Raw genomic sequence first — 15,756 nt, 5'->3', positions numbered from 1 at the left:
ATCCCGGGTCGGGCCGGGCAGACCCACACCGAAGGAACCAGGATGAGCGAAGCCGACGAACTCCGACAGGCGGTGCGGGAGTTCCTGGAGGCCGCCTCGCCGTCCGGCCGGGTACGCGACCTCATGTCCACCGCGGAGGGATATGACGAATCGGTGTGGCATCAGATGGCCGGCGAACTGGGGCTGCACGGCATCGCCGTTCCCGAGGAGTTCGGCGGTGCGGGTGCCACCTTGGCCGAACTCGCGGTCGTGTTCGAGGAGATGGGCGCCGCCCTGTTGTGTGCGCCGTTCTTCTCCACCGTCGCACTCGCCACGCAAGCGATCCTCTGTAGCGGCGATACCGTCGCGATGGGCGACTACCTACCGCGTTTCGTCGACGGATCCATGACCGCGACGGCGATCCTCAACGGCGGCCTCGATGCGTGGGAGCCGCAAGCCGTCACACTGACTGCACGCGCCGGTGGCACCGGTCATCGGATTCATGGCGATGCGGATCTCGTCCTCGACGGCCATACCGCCGATGTCATTCTCGCCGCGGCGAATACGAGCGCAGGCACATCACTGTTCGCGGTCGCGGCGGACGCCGACGGGCTGACGCGTGAACCGCTCGCCACGCTCGACCGCACGCGCAAGGTCGCACGCCTACGGTTCCACGACGTCCCCGCACGATTGATCGGAACCGATGGGGACGCTGCCGCGGGCCTGGCCCGCACGTGCGACCTCGCGATCGCCGCGCTGGCCGCCGAGCAGGTTGGCGGCGCCCAACGCTGCCTCGATATGGCCGTGGGCTACGCCAAGGAGCGAGTTCAGTTCGGGCGCGCCATCGGCAGCTTTCAGGCCGTCAAGCACCGGTGCGCGGACATGCTGGTGCTCGTCGAGGGCGCTCGCTCCGCCGCCGTCCACGCTGCGGAATCCGCCGACGGCAGCGACCTGCCGATTGCCGCGTCGGTGGCGAAGATGGCCTGCTCGGAGGCCTTTCTGCAAGTCGCCTTGGACAACATGCGAATCCACGGCGGAATCGGGTTTACCTGGGAACACGACGCACACCTCTACGTTCGGCGCGCCAAGGCCACCGAGCTGATCTTCGGCAGCCCCGACCACCATGCCCAACGCTTGGCAGCCTTAGCCGCACCATGAAAGGACGAACGTGACCATCTCGTACTCCCTCGAACTGCCCACCCAGCGGGTAGACGCCGTAACTGAATTCGTCACCGCCGACGCGATATCCGAAATCGCCCGGGTCGGCGAGGCGAGCGGCTTCGCCGCCGTGCACGTCACCGATCACCCCGCCCCCGACGCGAAATGGCTCGACCACGGCGGACACCACGCCCTGGACCCGTTCGTCGCGCTGTCGTTCGCGGCGGCCGCCACCACGGAGGTGAAGCTGCTCACCAACGTCTACATCGCGGCCTACCGCAATCCCTTTCTGGGCGCGAAGTCGATCCAGAGCCTGGACGTCCTCTCCGGCGGTCGGCTGATACTGGGTACCGCCGCGGGTTACCTCAAACCCGAATTCAGGGCGCTTGGAATCGATTTCGACAACCGCGGGGCTTTGCTCGACGAGGCGCTCGACGTGCTGGACAAGGTGCTCACCGGCGACGATGTCGCGTACGAGGGCAGCTCGTTCGCGGCTCGAGGTGTGCGACTCTATCCAGTACCGGCGACCCCACCCCCGATTTGGGTCGGCGGCAACAGCAGGCCCGCCGTCCGCCGTGCGGTTGCCCGCGCCCAGGGGTGGGCGCCGTTCAACACGTTCGGCTACGCCGCCGCGTCACGGACCGCGGAAATCTCGACGCTGGAGGAACTGGCGGCGGCCATCGTGTGGGCCAAGAAGCACGCGGCTGAGATCGGCCGCACGGAGCCGCTGGACATCTGTTTCTCGGCAGGCAACCTGCTCGACGACAGCATATCGACCGACGAACGGCACGCCACGATCGCGAAGCTGGAGGCGATGGGCGTGACCTGGCTGACCATCGCGCCCCAGGGAGCCACCCGGGCCGAGTTCATCGACCACGCGCACGCTTTCGCCGAGAAGTTCATCGCATGAGGCTGTCGGCAGCAAAGGCGTCGACGCTGATACGACGATGCGCGAACAACCACCGCCCGTCCAGCGGGACGAGGACGTCGCGATAGCGTCCCCAATGGTCGAGGCCGATGTCGGTGTGGACGGCGAAATAGCTACTGACCTCGACACGGTCCGTGGCGACGCGACCAAACCGAATGCTCGAAACATGATGGCGCACATGAGTCGGCACCCGTCTCGCCGGGTCGGGATCCTTGGACATGGCAGCACCGAGCCCCGCCTCGATCGCCGCAGGACCGGTGAGCGGTTGCGCTCCGCCGGTGAACTCGAGGACGCCGTCCGGCGTGAAGCAGACGGCGAGACCGCGCAGATCGAACCGGTCGGTGGCGGCGGTGTAGTCGGCGAGCGTCTGGCGCACCGACTCGCGGATATCGAGCTCCCAGGCGTCCATGTACCTCCCAGCGGTCCGTGACTGGAAATTACGTTCTCACACACGATAACGTCTATTCTCATGCCGCAACCCAGCCTGCTCGATCTGTTGACACCCGCAACGACCGCCCTGGTCACCCAGGAATGCCAAGGCGGAGTGATCGGCCCTCAGGCCGGCCTGCCGATGCTGGCGGAGGAAGCCAGACGGGAGGCGATACCCAACATCGCCGCGCTCCTCAAGGCGGCACGCGCGACCGGCGTTTCGGTCGTGCACTGCGTCATGCAAAAGCGCCCGGACAATCGCGGGTCCAATACCAACGCCAGGCTGTTCATGGCGGGCAAGTCATTCGCCGCCGATTTGACCCCGGGTAGCCCCGGCGCCTCGGTGCTGCCTGAGTTCGGTCCGGAACCAAGCGATCTGGTCCTTAACCGCACGCACGGTGTCGGACCGATGACCGGCACCGACCTCGACTCGGTGCTGCGCAACCTCGGTATCCAGACGATCGTGGGCGTAGGCGTTTCGGTCAACATCGCGATTCAGAACTTCGTGATGGACGCGGTCAATCGCAGCTATCAGTTCGTGCTTCCGCGTGATGCGGTGAGCGGTTACCCGCGCGACTACGCGGAATCGATCATCGACAACACGTTGGCCCTCCTGGCCACCGTGACCACTACCGAAGCAGTCGTGAACGCGTGGAACGATCTCTGTAGGACATGACCCCGCATAGATGTTGCGGGGCGTTGGTGATAACGTCGTTTCCACAAAGCGTAAACGGCCATATTCGCTGCTCTGGAGGGATCCGTCACATGTCTACCCGGTCCTTGCCGTATCCGGTCTTCGACATCGACAACCACATGTACGAGACGACGGACGCGCTCACCAAGTACCTGCCCAAGGAACACAAAGGCAAGGTCGGCTACGTCGAGGTCAACGGCCGGCCCAAGCTTGTCGTCAAGGACCACATCAGCCACATGATCCCCAACCCGACGTTCGAGCGGGTGGCGAGGCCGGGCAGCGCCGAGGATTACTTCCTGGGCAACAATCCAGAAGGGCTCAACTTCCGCGAGTTCATCGGTGAGGCAATGAATGTCATCCCCGCTTACCAGTCCCCGGCTCCCAGGTTGGAGCTGATGGATGAGCTCGGCATTGATCAATGCGTCATGTACCCCACCCTCGCCAGCCTCATCGAGGAGCGCACCACCGACGACGTCGTACTAACCCACGCCATCATCCATGCCCTCAACGAGTGGATGCACGAACACTGGACGTTCAACTATCACAACCGCATCTTCGCGACGCCCGTCGTCTGCCTGCCCCTGGTCGCCGAGGCCATCAAGGAGCTGCACTGGTGCCTCGAGCGGGGCATGAAGACGTTCTTGGTTCGCCCCGCTCCGGTGCCCAGCCGCTTCGGCGGCTCGCGGTCTATGGGTCTGCCCGAGTTCGACCCGTTCTGGGAAGAAGTCGTCAAGGCCGGTATTCCGGTGACCATGCATGCGTCGGATAGCGGATACCAGAAGCACCTGATGGAATGGGAGGGCGGCGACGAGTACCTCTCGTTCAAGCCCAGCGCACTGCGCGAGGTGGTGATGGGCCACCGCGCCATCGAGGACACCCTGGCCGCGATGATCTGCCACGGTGCACTGTCCCGCTTCCCCGACTTGAAGATATTTTGCGTCGAGAACGGCAGCGGGTGGGTACGCAATCTTCTCGAACAGCTCAACACCGCGTACAAGATCATGCCCAAGGAGTTCGACGAGCACCCTGTCGCGGTGTTCAAACGCAACATCTACATCCACCCGTTCCTCGAGGACGACGTCAAGGGGATCGTCGACATCATGGGTGAGGATCACGTGATGTTCGGCTCCGACTTTCCCCACCCCGAGGGCATCGGCGACCCGTTGAGCTTTGTCGACCGGCTCGACGGCATCTCCGATGCCGCGAAGGCGAAGATCATGGGCGGCAACGCCATTGAGCAGTTGGGACTCAAGGTCCCAGCATGACGCAGTCCATGCCCACGGTCTACGAGGGCATCTCCGGCTTCGAATCGCACGTCGGCGAGCACCTCGGCTACAGCGGGTGGCACGAGGTCACCCAGAAGGAAATCGACCTGTTCGCCGAGGCGACCGGTGACCACCAATGGATTCATGTCGACGCGGAGCGGGCGGCCAACGGCCCATACGGTAGGACGATCGCGCACGGATATCTCACCCTGTCGCTGGTTCCCATTCTGGTGCAACAGATTTACCAGGTGACGGGACTGTCGATGCAAGTCAACTACGGTTCTGACAAGCTTCGCTTCCCCGCCCCGGTGCCCGTCGACTCGCGCATCCGCGCCGGCGCCGAACTGATCAAGGTGGAACGCAACGACAAGGGTGGGCGGGCCACCGTGCGAGTCACCGTCGAGGTTGAGGGGTCCGACCGACCGGCATGTGTGGTCGACACCATCGCGGCCATGGTCGATGCCTGAACCTACGCGTTCAGCAGCCGCTCGCCGATAATCTGATCGTCGCGCAGTTTCGTCAGCTCGTCATCTGACAGACCGAGAGCGCCCAGCACCTCGTCGTTGTGCTGACCGAGCGTCGGCGACGGTGCACGGTGATGACGCCGCGGTCCCGGCGTGATCCGAAACGGCCAGCCCGGGAACCGATGTCGGCCAGAGAGTGGATGCTCGAGCTCCTCGTAAAAGCCGCGCACCTGGAGCTGGTCGATGTCGTACATGCGGTCCGCGGTGAGTATCCGCTCCGCGGGTACTCCGCCCCGCCGCAGACGGTCGGCGGCCTCGTCTGATGTTCGGCGCGCAGTCCACCGGGCGAGCACTTCGTCGAACGCGTCGTGGTTGTGCAGCCGTGCCTCCGGTGAGGCGAACCGCGGATCCTCGTTCAGTTCAGGACGACCGATGGCGTCGACGACGGCGGCCCAGTCGGCATCATCACGCACCGAAACGGCGACCCACTCGTCATCGCCACTGGCCGGATAGACGCCTTGTGCGTAGCAGCGGTGTCGATTCCCTTCTCGTTGGCGCAACTGGTGGGTCAGTGAGTATTCGATGACCGGCTCGGCGGTCACCGCCGCGCCGACCTCGATCTGCGCGACCTCGATCAGTTGGCCTTCACCGGTTCTGCGTTTGTGCTCGAGCGCGGCCAGCAGGGCGACGGTGGCGTGTACACCCACGATCGGATCGGCAGGCCCCTGCAGGTTGCACGGTGGGCCGTCGGGGTAACCGGTGGCCGCCGACATCCCCGATATCTGCTCAAAGTTCAGCGCCCACCCGACGTAATCGCGCCAGGGGCCTTCGAGGCCGAGGCCCGGCATGCGGACCATGACGACATCCGGATTCACCTTCACCAGCGAGGCATAATCCAGGCCGAACTGCTCGACCACGCGCGGCGAGAAGTTCTCCACCACGACGTCCGCTTCGGCGGCGAGCTTCAGGGCCAATTCGCGGCCGGCTTCGGTGCTGAGATTCAAGGTGATATCTCGCTTGTTGAGGTTGGTGCCCTGCCACATCGGCCCTATCTCGTACCAGTCATCGGTGCTGCGCAGCAGCGAGCCCGAATATCGGTGACCGTCCGGACGCTGGATCGACTCGACCTTCACCACATCAGCGCCGAATGCGCCCAGATAGCAGGTGAGGTAGGCGCCGGACCAGAATGTGCTCAGGTCGAAAACCTTGAGATCTGCGAATGGCATTGTCGCATTGTCAACTTCAGACACGGGGGGCGCCGTCCGTTGGTCCTGCGATGGAGCCGCAGCTACGTCTCCGAGCCGCGGGGCTGGCTTCGGTGGCTCAACCGGCGTGCGGACCAAGCGGAACGGTGCGCCCGGTCGCAGGAAGCGTTGGCCTTCCGATTCGCTTTCGATGAAGAAGCCGCGCTCGCGGTACTGGGGACAGTCCAGGATGGATGCTGCGTCGTTGACCGGCGCGGCGGGGATTCGCATTGCCTGGCTCAACTCGACCAGGTCGGCCACGGTCATCGAATCGAGCCACGGCTGCGCCTTCGCGAAGAACTCCTCGCGTTCGGGACCGCCCAACATGATGGCTATCTGGTGATCTCCGAACTCCGGCAGTCCTACCATCGCGCAGACGTCCAGCCAGTGCTGTCCCGTCAAGCAGTTGATCCCGATCCAGCCGTCGGCGCCACGCACTATGCCGAGCATCGGACCCGCCTTTGAATTCGGCGGAAGACCAAGGCTTTTCAAGCGTTCGGCCATCAGCATCGGATACGCCAAGGTGGACAAGAGCGACTCGAACGCCGAGACATCGACCTCGATCACCCGCTCAAGACCGGCATCGGCAACCCGCAGGGCCGTCAGCGCCGCGAGCGCGGCGTAGCTGCCCGCGATGTACTCGGGGATGCGGACGCCGGCCTGTACCGGCGTCCGGCCGAGTTGGCGAGTGTTGACCCAGCCCGACGCGGCCTGCAGGGTCAGCGATGTCGATTGGCGATTCCGGCGCGGGCCCTCCTGGCCGTAGTCGGAGATCCGGACGACCACGAGATTCGGATTGAGGCGTTGGAGAGCGTCACGGTCGAGTCCCCAGTTGAACCTGTCGGCCGATCCGGCCGGCAGATCCTCGACGACCACGTCTGCGTGAGCAATAAACTCAGCGAGCGCATCGGGATGCGCCTCGAGATCGATAGTCAGCCCGTGCTTTCCAGCGTTCAAATACTCAAACAATCCGCCCGACGGCCCCCACCTTCGCAGCGGATCCCCCGTCGGCGACTCAACCTTGTATACGTCGGCGCCCAGATCGACGAGCAATTTCGTGCAATACGGCGCCGAAATATCGGTTCCGACCTCGACCACCCGCAGCCCGGACAGGGACCCTGTCACGCAGGCACTCCGATCGCCTTGGGTTCCATGTATGCCCGCAGCCCCATGACGCCGCCTTCGCGCCCGATTCCGCTCTGCTTGAACCCGCCGAAGGGCGCGTCGCCGGGTATCGTGCCGTTGATCGAGACCTGACCGGTCCTGATCCGTCGCGCAAGTCCGACCGCGCGCTCGATGTCGGTGCCCCAGACCGCGCCACCGAGCCCGTAGGCCGAATCGTTTGCGATGCCGACCGCTTCGTCGTCGTCGCGGTATCGCAGCACCGTCAATACCGGCCCGAACACCTCCTCCTGCGCGATAAACGACTCCGCGGTGGCATCCGTCAAAACCGTGGGCTCGAAATAGAAACCGCGGTCGAGTCCGGCCGGCCGCCTGCCGCCGGCGACAATCTTGGCCCCGTCGCTTTCCGCGCGCCTGACGAAACCCTCGACCCTGTCCAGGTGTTGGCGACTGATCAGCGGACCCATGCCGGTGGCCTCGTCGGTCGGGTCTCCCACCGTGACGTTGCGAGCCAGCTCGGCCAGCCGGTCGACGACATCGTCGTGCAGCTTGTCGGGGACCACCAGACGACTGTTCAAGATGCACGCCTGACCTGCGTGCATCGTGCAGCCTTCGAAGAGCAGCCGCTCGAACAATTCGTCAGTCAGATCGACATCGTCCAGCAGGATGCTCGCCGACTTGCCGCCGCACTCGAGCAGGATCCGTTTCATTGAGGTTGCGGCACCGGCCATCACGTCGCGACCGACGGCCGAACTTCCGGTGAAGGTGACCATGTCGACGCGGGGATCGACGGTCAAGATCCTGCTGGCCTCCACACTGCTCGGAGTGACGACGTTGACGACGCCAGGTGGAATGTCGGTCTCCTCGTCGATCAGCCGCGCCAGTGCGAGACCGGCCAGCGGTGTCAACGGCGAGGGCTTGAGGACAAGCGTGTTGCCCGCGGCCAGCGCGGCTCCCAGCTTCATCACGTTCAGCGTGTGCGGGAAGTTCCACGGCGTCATCGCCGCGACCACCCCGAGCGGCTCGTAACGCAACAGGGTGGTGCCCGCCGCGCCCCACGCGTCCATCGGGGCCTCAGCCGGCTCGAGCGCGAGTTCTGCGGCATGGCCGACCATGAACGCGGGGCCCTCCACATGGATCAAGCGCTCGTTTGCTGTGCAGCCCCACTCAGCCTGCGCCAGCGCGTAGATCTCGTCGCCTCGGGCGAGCAGCGCGTCGCTGAGCTGTTGGAGGCAGCGAGACCGCTCGGCTGGATCCGCCACGGCCCACGGCCCGGAATCGAAGGCGGTGCGCGCGGCACCGATGGCCTGCTCGACCTGCGCGACCCCGGCATCCGGCGCCGAGGCAATCACCAACTCTGTCGCCGGGTTGACGACGTCATATCGTCCGGTGTCCGGTTCGACCCAACCGCCATCGATATAGACGCCGTACCTGTCCACCAGGCTCGATTCGGCCATCACGTCACTGGACCTTCCCGGTTGGTCGCCGAACTGTACGGTGTCGCCCCGATCTCGATGCGAGGTGTCCGACAATTCTTCAATTATGTACACCTGATGATGCACGGGCGTCAATGTTCTCGGCGTTTAGCGGGGCGAATGGCGATTGACATCGGCGACACCTGTGCTGTAGACACAGCATTACCGGACATATCCGAATTAACTGTCCGATCCCCCGTGTGTCGAGGAAGGCCAGCAGTGCCCACTGACTCCACCTCCAGACCGACGTCCACGTTGCCACTGCACTCTCCGGACTACTACGCCGGCGATCCGTACCCGGGCTATCGCGAACTGCGCAATAGCACGCCGGTGGTCTGGAACGACGTCACCAAGTTCTGGGCCCTGACGAAGTACGAGGACATCCGCCACGTCTCCGGCCACCCGATGACCTTCACGTCGACGAAGGGCATCTCGATCCCGGATCCCGCGATGCCCAGCCCGGTGCAGGAGGGGAACCTGATCTTCACCGATCCGCCACGGCACCGGCAGCTGCGCAAGCTGATCAACTCTGGTTTCACCCGGCGGCAAGTCAGTTTGCTGGAACCCAAGGTGCGTGAGATCGTCAAGGGCATTCTCGACGATGTCGACCCATCACAGGACTATGAGTTCGCCGAGCAGATTGCCGCGCCGCTGCCGACCCGGATGATTGCGGAGATGCTCGGCGCACCGCCCGAGGACTGGGAGCGGTTCCGCACATGGTCGGACGCGGCGGTGGGTACCGCCGATCCCGATATCGAGATGGACAACCTGGTCGCACTCGGCGAGCTGTACGAGTACTTCACCAAACTGATCGACGCGCGGCGCTCTGGCAAGGTCACCGGGCAGGACGACCTGCTGTCCATTTTGGCAGCGGCCGAGGTGGACGGCGAGCGCCTCACCGATGCGGACCTACTCAACTTCTCCTTTCTGCTGCTGGTGGCGGGCAACGAGACGACACGCAACCTCATCGCGCTGGGCACACTGGCGCTGGTGGACCATCCCGATCAGTTCGCGCTGCTTCGCTCGAAGCCCGAGCTTCTGCCGCTGGCAGTCGAAGAGATGCTGCGGTTCACCAGCCCGGTGACCCACATGGCACGCGAAGCCACCGAGGACGTCGAGATCCGTGGCCAACAGATCAAGGCGGGTGAAACGGTGGTCATGCTCTACGGGGCGGCTAACCGCGACGAGGAGATCTTCGGCCCAACCAGCGAGGAATTCGATATCACCCGGAACCCCAATCCCCACATAGCATTCGGCGCCGGCGAACACGCGTGTCTCGGCGCGCAACTGGCACGGCTGGAGGCGAGGGTGATGTTCGAGGTGTTGCTGGGCGCCTATCCGAGCATCGAACTGACCGGCGATGTGACGCGGCTGCGCGCCACGATGGTGCCGGGCGTCAAGCGCATGCCGGTACGGATGGGAGCGGGCGTCTGATGGATTTCGACTACACCCCCGAACAGGAACAGCTTCGCAAGGACTACCGGAAGCGCCTTGAGAAGGTGATGACGCCCGAGAGACGCGCCGCAGTCACCGGACAGATGGAGGGCGGCGCCGCAGTCACCGAGGCGCGCCGCGCGCTCGGCGAGGCCGGGTTGCTCGGCGTCGCATGGCCGGTCGAGTACGGCGGCAGCGGACTGACTGCGCTCGAGCAGTACATCTTCGGCGAGGAGGCGCGGCGGGTGCATGCACCTCTGCCGTTTGTCACCCTCAACACTGTCGGTCCTACTCTCATCCAGTACGGAACCGAGGAGCAGAAGCGTAAGTTCCTTCCCGCGATCCTCAATGGCTCCGTCGACTTCGCGATCGGCTACTCGGAGCCGGGGGCCGGTAGTGATCTGGCCTCATTGCGGACCAGCGCCGTGCGTGACGGCGACGAGTTCGTGATCAACGGCTCCAAGATGTTCACCAGCGGCGCGGAGTTCGCCGACTACATCTGGCTGGCCGCCCGCACCGATCCAGAAGCCAAGAAGCACAAGGGCATCACGGTATTCATCGTGCCCACCGACTCCCCGGGCTTCTCCTGGAAACCACTGCGCACTATGCCTGGCGTCTCGACCTACTACACCTTCTACGACGATGTGCGCGTACCCGAGAGCGCCATCGTCCTCGGCGAGAACCAGGGCTGGAAGCTGGTCACCAATCAGCTGAATCTCGAGCGTGCGGCACTGGGCAATCTCGGTGCGCTGGAGCCACTGTTCGCCAAGACGCTGGAGTGGGCCAAGACGACTGAGCTCGACGACGGGTTCGTCATCGACCAGCCGTGGGTGCAACAGGCATTGGCGCGAGTGGAGGCACAGGTCGCGGCCTACCGGCTGCTCAACTTACAGGTGAACACCAACATGAGCTCCGGTGCGCTCGGCATGGGCGAGGCGTCGGCCGCAAAGGTTTTCGGTACCGAGCTCACCCAGCAGGTGGCCCGCGAGCTGCTCGACGTTGTGGGCCAGGCGGGCCTGCGCAAGGAGGCGTCGGCTCCCCTCGAGGGCGAGCTGGAGAGTGCCTACCGATTCGCCGTCATCAACACATTCGGCGGCGGCGCCAACGAACTGCAGCGCGACATCATCGCCATGGCCGGCCTCGGGATGCCGCGCGCACCCCGCGACATGCGAGCCTCCTGAAAGGAGTGTCGACACCTATGACCGAATTGACCAAAGACGAACTGCGCCAGCACCTCGACGCGTTGATCGGCACACCCACCGACGGGGTCGGCAGACCCGCTCACGCGCCAGATCCGGTGAACACCGCAATGATCCGGCACTGGGCGCACGCGTTGGACGACATGAACCCGGCGTACCTCGATGAGGAGTTCGCGCAGAACTCTCGATACGGCGGCTTGGTCTCGTCGCCGGTGATGCTGCAGAGCTGGACGATGCCACCGCCGAAACTGGCGGGGATTCTCGAGCGCGGCGGTGTGCCGATCGAGATCAAGAGCAACCCGCTGCAGTTCCTGTCCGACGCCGGCTACACCGGCATCATCGCGACGAACTCCGAGTTCGAGATCGAACGCTATCCCCGGGTCGGAGACCAGATCACCGCCGAGACGGTCTTTGACTCGATCTCTGACGAAAAGGAGACCGCGATGGGCAACGGCTTCTTCGTCACCTGGGTGACCACCTACCGCGATCAAGACGGCGACATCATCGGACGTCAGTGGTTCCGCACCCTGCGATTCAAGACGGGAAGCTGATGGCCAGCAGACTCGCCCCTTCCATCAGCCCGGACACCGAATTCTTCTGGTCGGGCTTGAAAGACAACGAACTTCGCATCCAGCGCTGCGCAAACTGCCAGACGTTACGTGTTCCGCCACGGCCGATGTGCGGCAAGTGCCAGTCACTGAAATGGAACTACGTCGTGGCGTCGGGTCGCGGCACGGTGTACAGCTTCGTGATGCCGCACTATCCGCCACTGCCATTCCTGCAGTACCCGTACGTTGTGGCGCTCATCGAGCTCGACGAGGGCGTACGCGTCGTCTCGAACCTCTGCGGCATCGAACCCGCCGCCATCGAGGTCGGGATGCCCGTCGAGGTCTTTTACGAGACCTTCGAAGCCTTGCCGAGCGGCGACGAGTTGGTGCTGCACCAATTCCGGCCGGCCGGCTGACCGAAGGCGGTTGGACTAATGGATTTCACTTTCACCGAGGAACAAGAGACCGTCGGTAAAGTGGCGCGTCAGCTGTTCGAGCACCGCGCCACGCCCGAGCATCTGACCGAACTGGAGTCCGGCGACGTGCGCTACGACGCGGGACTGTGGAACGAACTCGCGGCCGCCGACCTACTCGGCATCGCACTACCCGAATCCGCGGGCGGGAGCTGCGGCGGATTCCTGGAATTGGGCGTGCTGCTCAGCGAGGTCGGATTCAGTGTCGCGCCCGTACCTGTCTACGCCACACTCGTTCTGGGCGCGGACACCATTGCGCGACACGGTGATTCCGCTTTGCAGCAAAGGTATCTACCCGGCGTGGTCGACGGCAGCACGATCCTCACCGCGGCGCTCGTCGAGCCGGGCAACTCCTCTCCGACCGCACCGCGTACCACCGCACGACTCGACGGCGACACGTGGCGGCTCGACGGTGAGAAGGAGCTGGTGCCCGCGGCGCAACTTGCATCGGCCGTAATTGTGTCGGCCCAGACCGAGGACGGTCCGGGGCTATTCATCGTCGACACCGGAACCGATAGCGTGAGAATCACACCGGTCCCCACCACCAACGGTGAACCCCACGCCGATATCGGTTTGACCGGCGCGACCGGCCAACGGCTCACCGAGCATGACGACGGGGACATCGTCGACTCGCTCTACACCCGGGCCCTCGTCGGCCTGTGCGCGATCCAAATCGGCGTTGTGGAAAGGGCTTTGAAACTAGCGGCCGCGTACACCAGCGAGCGTGAACAGTTCGGCCGCCCCATTGGATCCTTCCAGGCCGTCCAGCAGCGCCTCGCCGACGCTTTCATTGACGTCGAAGCCATCCGGTGGACCACATGGCACGCGGCATGGTTGATCGCCCAAGGACGACCGGCCAATCGGGAGGCCGCCATCGCCAAGTTCTGGGCCGCCGAGGCAGGCGCCCGGGTCGCCGCCTCGGCCCAGCAGGTGCACGGCGGCATGGGAATCGACATCACCTACCCGTTATTCCGTTATTTCCTTTGGGCCAAACAGAACGAACTCGCACTCGGCTCGGCCTCGCAGCAACTGGCCCGGCTCGGCAACGCATACCCGGAAGGAAGCGGCAAATGACCTCCACCATCAGGCGCACCACGACTCTGGCGTGGAACACCATCAATGTCGGTGACGAGGTCACACCGATGGACGTGCCCGTGACCACCACGCTGATCGTCGCCGGCGCCATCGCCTCGCGTGACTACATGCCGGTGCACCATGATCGCGACTTCGCCAATTCCCAAGGCTCCAAGGACATCTTCCTCAACATCCTGACCACCAACGGGCTATGCGTGAAGTTTTTGCACGACTGGGCCGGACCGGAGGCGATGGTCAAAAGGCTGTCCATTCGCCTCGGTGTGCCCGCCTACCCGAACGATCCGCTGCACTTCGAAGGCAGCGTCACCGACAAGTCGCCGGCCAACGGCGAGGGCTTGGTCGAGGTCACCTTCACGGGCACCAACAGCCTCGGTACCCATGTCTCCGGCACGGCGAAGCTGAGCCTGCTCGACGGGGTCGATGTATGAGCGGCGGCATCGGCGGGAAAACGGCCCTCGCCGGTATCGGCCAGACCGAGTTCTCCAAGGCGTCCGGTCGCACCGAAATGCAGCTCGCCTGCGAGGCAGTCAAGACGGCGATCGACGATGCCGGCCTGCGGCCCCGCGATATCGACGGCATGGTGACGTTCACCGTCGACGAGAACGAGGAGATCGAAGTCGCCCGCAACGTCGGCATCGAGAACCTCACGTTCTTCACCAGGGTGCCGCACGGCGGCGGAGCGGCGGCGGGCACCGTGATGCAAGCTGCCATGGCCGTCGCGACCGGCGCAGCCGAGGCGGTGGTGTGCTACCGAGCGTTCAACGAGCGCTCCGGCTTCCGGTTCGGCGGCGCTGGACGCCAACCCGGTGTGACCCCGTTGTGGATGGCTCCCTACGCGCCATTCGCGTTCATCACGCCGGCCGCATGGGTCGCCTTGCACGCTCAGCGGTACATGTCGACCTACGGGGTCACCAACGCCGATTTCGGCAAAATCTCCGTCATCGATCGCAAACACGCCGCCAACAATCCGGATGCCTGGTTTTTTGGCAAGCCGATATCCCTTGAGCAGCACCAGGAGTCACGCTGGATCATCGAACCGGTGCTGCGCCTGCTGGATTGCTGCCAGGAAAGTGACGGCGGCGTCGCGATGGTGGTGACCAGCGTCGAGCGGGCGCGGGATCTGCCCAAGCCGCCCGCCGTCATCACCGCGGCCGCCCAAGGCGCGGCCTACGACGGCGAGGTGATGACGAGTTACTACCGCGAAGAGATTACCGGGCTACCCGAAATGGGGGTGGTCGGCAACAAGCTGTGGCGTGACTCCGGACTGAAACCGAATGACATATCGACGGCGTTCCTCTACGACCACTTCACTCCGTTTGTGTTCACCCAACTCGAGGAACTCGGATTTTGCGGGCGGGGCGAGGCCAAAGATTTCGTATCGATCGACGAGCTTTCACTGGGCGGGCGGATGCCGATCAACACCAACGGCGGCCTGCTGGGCGAGGCCTACATCCACGGGATGAACGGGATCACGGAGGGAGTGCGACAGGTACGCGGCACGTCCCACAACCAGGTCGATCACGTCGAACACGTGCTGGTCACCTCGGGCACCGGCGTCCCGACCAGCGGACTGATCCTCGCGCCCGACAGGTGAGCCGCAGCACCGCTACTCTCAGAGGCAGCTAGAAAGGGGCCTCCATGACGCAGGCAACCGCGACCGACACCCGCGCTGCCATCATCGCGGCGGCCTTCGCGTGCTTTCGGACCCAGAGCCTGGCGAAGACGACCATCGTCGATATCGCGCGGGCCGCCGATGTGTCCCGCAGCACTTTCTACGAATACTTCCGGGACAAGGAGACAATCGTCGAGGCCTGCGCCGAGGCGGCTTCGCAGCGGTTCTACCGCAACATGGCCAAGGCGATCGACCGTCGCGGCGGTAGCACCCTGGAGGGTCGGCTCGTGGAGGCCGCCGTGTTCGTCACCCAGGCACGCAGGGTCGTCGAGCCGGAGGCGTACTTCGACGAGGCGGAAGTCAGCCTGATGATGACGAAGAACGCGGCCATGCTTCTGAAGGAATGCACGGAATTCCTGGCGCCCTACGTATCCGCCGCCAGGCTCACCGGCGAGGTCCGAAATGATCTCGACATCCCCACTGCGACCGAATGGTTCGCACGGATCCTGTTCTCGCTGTTCACGACTCCGTCGCCAACGATCGACATGCGTGACGACGACGCGGTCGCCGAATTCGTGAGGACCTATGTCGTCAATGGGTTCGTCGACGGCCACGGGCGACGGCGCTAAACGTCTGG

Annotated in this window: 16 protein-coding genes; 13 read left to right on the top strand and 3 right to left on the bottom strand. The window is 64.5% G+C overall.

Annotated elements, in window-relative coordinates; genetic code table 11:
- The first annotated feature begins 42 nt into the window (after positions 1-42).
- Together A5773_RS10250 and A5773_RS10245 are read left to right on the top strand one after the other, a co-directional pair.
- Entirely contained in the window at positions 43-1,137 is a 1,095-nt protein-coding gene (locus A5773_RS10250) for an acyl-CoA dehydrogenase family protein (protein ID WP_066958539.1), read from the top strand.
- A gap of 10 nt (positions 1,138-1,147) precedes the next feature.
- Entirely contained in the window at positions 1,148-2,047 is a 900-nt protein-coding gene (locus A5773_RS10245; protein WP_066958541.1) for a TIGR03619 family F420-dependent LLM class oxidoreductase, read from the top strand.
- Here the strand turns inward: A5773_RS10245 and A5773_RS10240 are convergent.
- Positions 2,037-2,474, bottom strand: a complete 438-nt coding sequence (locus A5773_RS10240; RefSeq protein ID WP_066958543.1) for a nuclear transport factor 2 family protein — start codon at positions 2,472-2,474, stop codon at positions 2,037-2,039. The two genes, A5773_RS10245 and A5773_RS10240, sit on opposite strands and share 11 nt — an antisense overlap.
- A 60-nt stretch (positions 2,475-2,534) precedes the next feature.
- On the opposite strand from A5773_RS10240, the gene A5773_RS10235 reads away from it, so the two are divergent.
- From A5773_RS10235 to A5773_RS10225, 3 genes are all read left to right on the top strand, one after another.
- Positions 2,535-3,170: a cysteine hydrolase gene (locus A5773_RS10235; protein WP_066958546.1), complete on the top strand. Its 636-nt coding sequence runs from the start codon at positions 2,535-2,537 to the stop codon at positions 3,168-3,170.
- Positions 3,171-3,259: 89 nt separating this feature from the next.
- Positions 3,260-4,453, top strand: coding sequence for an amidohydrolase family protein (locus A5773_RS10230; RefSeq protein ID WP_066958548.1), 1,194 nt, complete (start codon positions 3,260-3,262; stop codon positions 4,451-4,453).
- Positions 4,450-4,920 (top strand): MaoC family dehydratase, encoded by a 471-nt coding sequence (locus tag A5773_RS10225; protein ID WP_066958550.1) that lies wholly within the window; start codon positions 4,450-4,452, stop codon positions 4,918-4,920. The genes A5773_RS10230 and A5773_RS10225 overlap by 4 nt, the downstream gene beginning before the upstream one ends.
- 2 nt (positions 4,921-4,922) lie before the next feature.
- Here A5773_RS10225 and A5773_RS10220 read toward each other — a convergent pair whose 3' ends face one another.
- The gene (locus tag A5773_RS10220) at positions 4,923-7,286 is read right to left on the bottom strand and encodes a CaiB/BaiF CoA-transferase family protein (protein ID WP_066958552.1); all 2,364 of its coding nucleotides are present in this window, start codon (positions 7,284-7,286) and stop codon (positions 4,923-4,925) included.
- Positions 7,283-8,740, bottom strand: coding sequence for an aldehyde dehydrogenase family protein (locus A5773_RS10215; RefSeq protein ID WP_066958695.1), 1,458 nt, complete (start codon positions 8,738-8,740; stop codon positions 7,283-7,285). The genes A5773_RS10220 and A5773_RS10215 overlap by 4 nt, the downstream gene beginning before the upstream one ends.
- A 279-nt stretch (positions 8,741-9,019) precedes the next feature.
- Between A5773_RS10215 and A5773_RS10210 the strand changes: the two genes are divergently transcribed.
- From A5773_RS10210 to A5773_RS10175, 8 genes are read left to right on the top strand one after another with little or no spacing between them, the layout of a single operon-like run.
- Entirely contained in the window at positions 9,020-10,192 is a 1,173-nt protein-coding gene (locus A5773_RS10210) for a cytochrome P450 (RefSeq protein WP_066958698.1), read from the top strand.
- A complete protein-coding gene (locus A5773_RS10205) occupies positions 10,192-11,373 on the top strand; it encodes an acyl-CoA dehydrogenase family protein (RefSeq protein WP_066958554.1) in 1,182 nt (393 codons plus the stop codon). Before A5773_RS10210 ends, A5773_RS10205 begins: the two co-directional genes overlap by 1 nt.
- A gap of 17 nt (positions 11,374-11,390) precedes the next feature.
- Positions 11,391-11,942, top strand: a complete 552-nt coding sequence (locus tag A5773_RS10200) for a MaoC family dehydratase N-terminal domain-containing protein (RefSeq protein ID WP_066958556.1) — start codon at positions 11,391-11,393, stop codon at positions 11,940-11,942.
- Positions 11,942-12,355, top strand: a complete 414-nt coding sequence (locus A5773_RS10195) for a Zn-ribbon domain-containing OB-fold protein (RefSeq protein WP_066958558.1) — start codon at positions 11,942-11,944, stop codon at positions 12,353-12,355. The genes A5773_RS10200 and A5773_RS10195 overlap by 1 nt, the downstream gene beginning before the upstream one ends.
- 18 nt (positions 12,356-12,373) lie before the next feature.
- Positions 12,374-13,486: an acyl-CoA dehydrogenase family protein gene (locus A5773_RS10190; protein WP_066958559.1), complete on the top strand. Its 1,113-nt coding sequence runs from the start codon at positions 12,374-12,376 to the stop codon at positions 13,484-13,486.
- Positions 13,483-13,935 carry a MaoC family dehydratase gene (locus A5773_RS10185; RefSeq protein ID WP_066958562.1) on the top strand — a complete coding sequence of 151 codons (453 nt, stop codon included), beginning with the start codon at positions 13,483-13,485 and terminating at the stop codon, positions 13,933-13,935. The genes A5773_RS10190 and A5773_RS10185 overlap by 4 nt, the downstream gene beginning before the upstream one ends.
- Positions 13,932-15,101: a lipid-transfer protein gene (locus tag A5773_RS10180; RefSeq protein ID WP_066958565.1), complete on the top strand. Its 1,170-nt coding sequence runs from the start codon at positions 13,932-13,934 to the stop codon at positions 15,099-15,101. The genes A5773_RS10185 and A5773_RS10180 overlap by 4 nt, the downstream gene beginning before the upstream one ends.
- A 44-nt stretch (positions 15,102-15,145) precedes the next feature.
- Positions 15,146-15,748, top strand: a complete 603-nt coding sequence (locus tag A5773_RS10175; RefSeq protein ID WP_066958567.1) for a TetR/AcrR family transcriptional regulator — start codon at positions 15,146-15,148, stop codon at positions 15,746-15,748.
- Positions 15,749-15,756 lie beyond the last annotated feature (8 nt).

The organism is Mycobacterium sp. 852014-52450_SCH5900713 (assembly GCF_001667075.1).
Taxonomy (GTDB): domain Bacteria; phylum Actinomycetota; class Actinomycetes; order Mycobacteriales; family Mycobacteriaceae; genus Mycobacterium.
The sequence above is the reverse complement of the archived record's forward strand: the minus strand, read 5'-3'. Positions and strand labels throughout refer to the sequence as shown.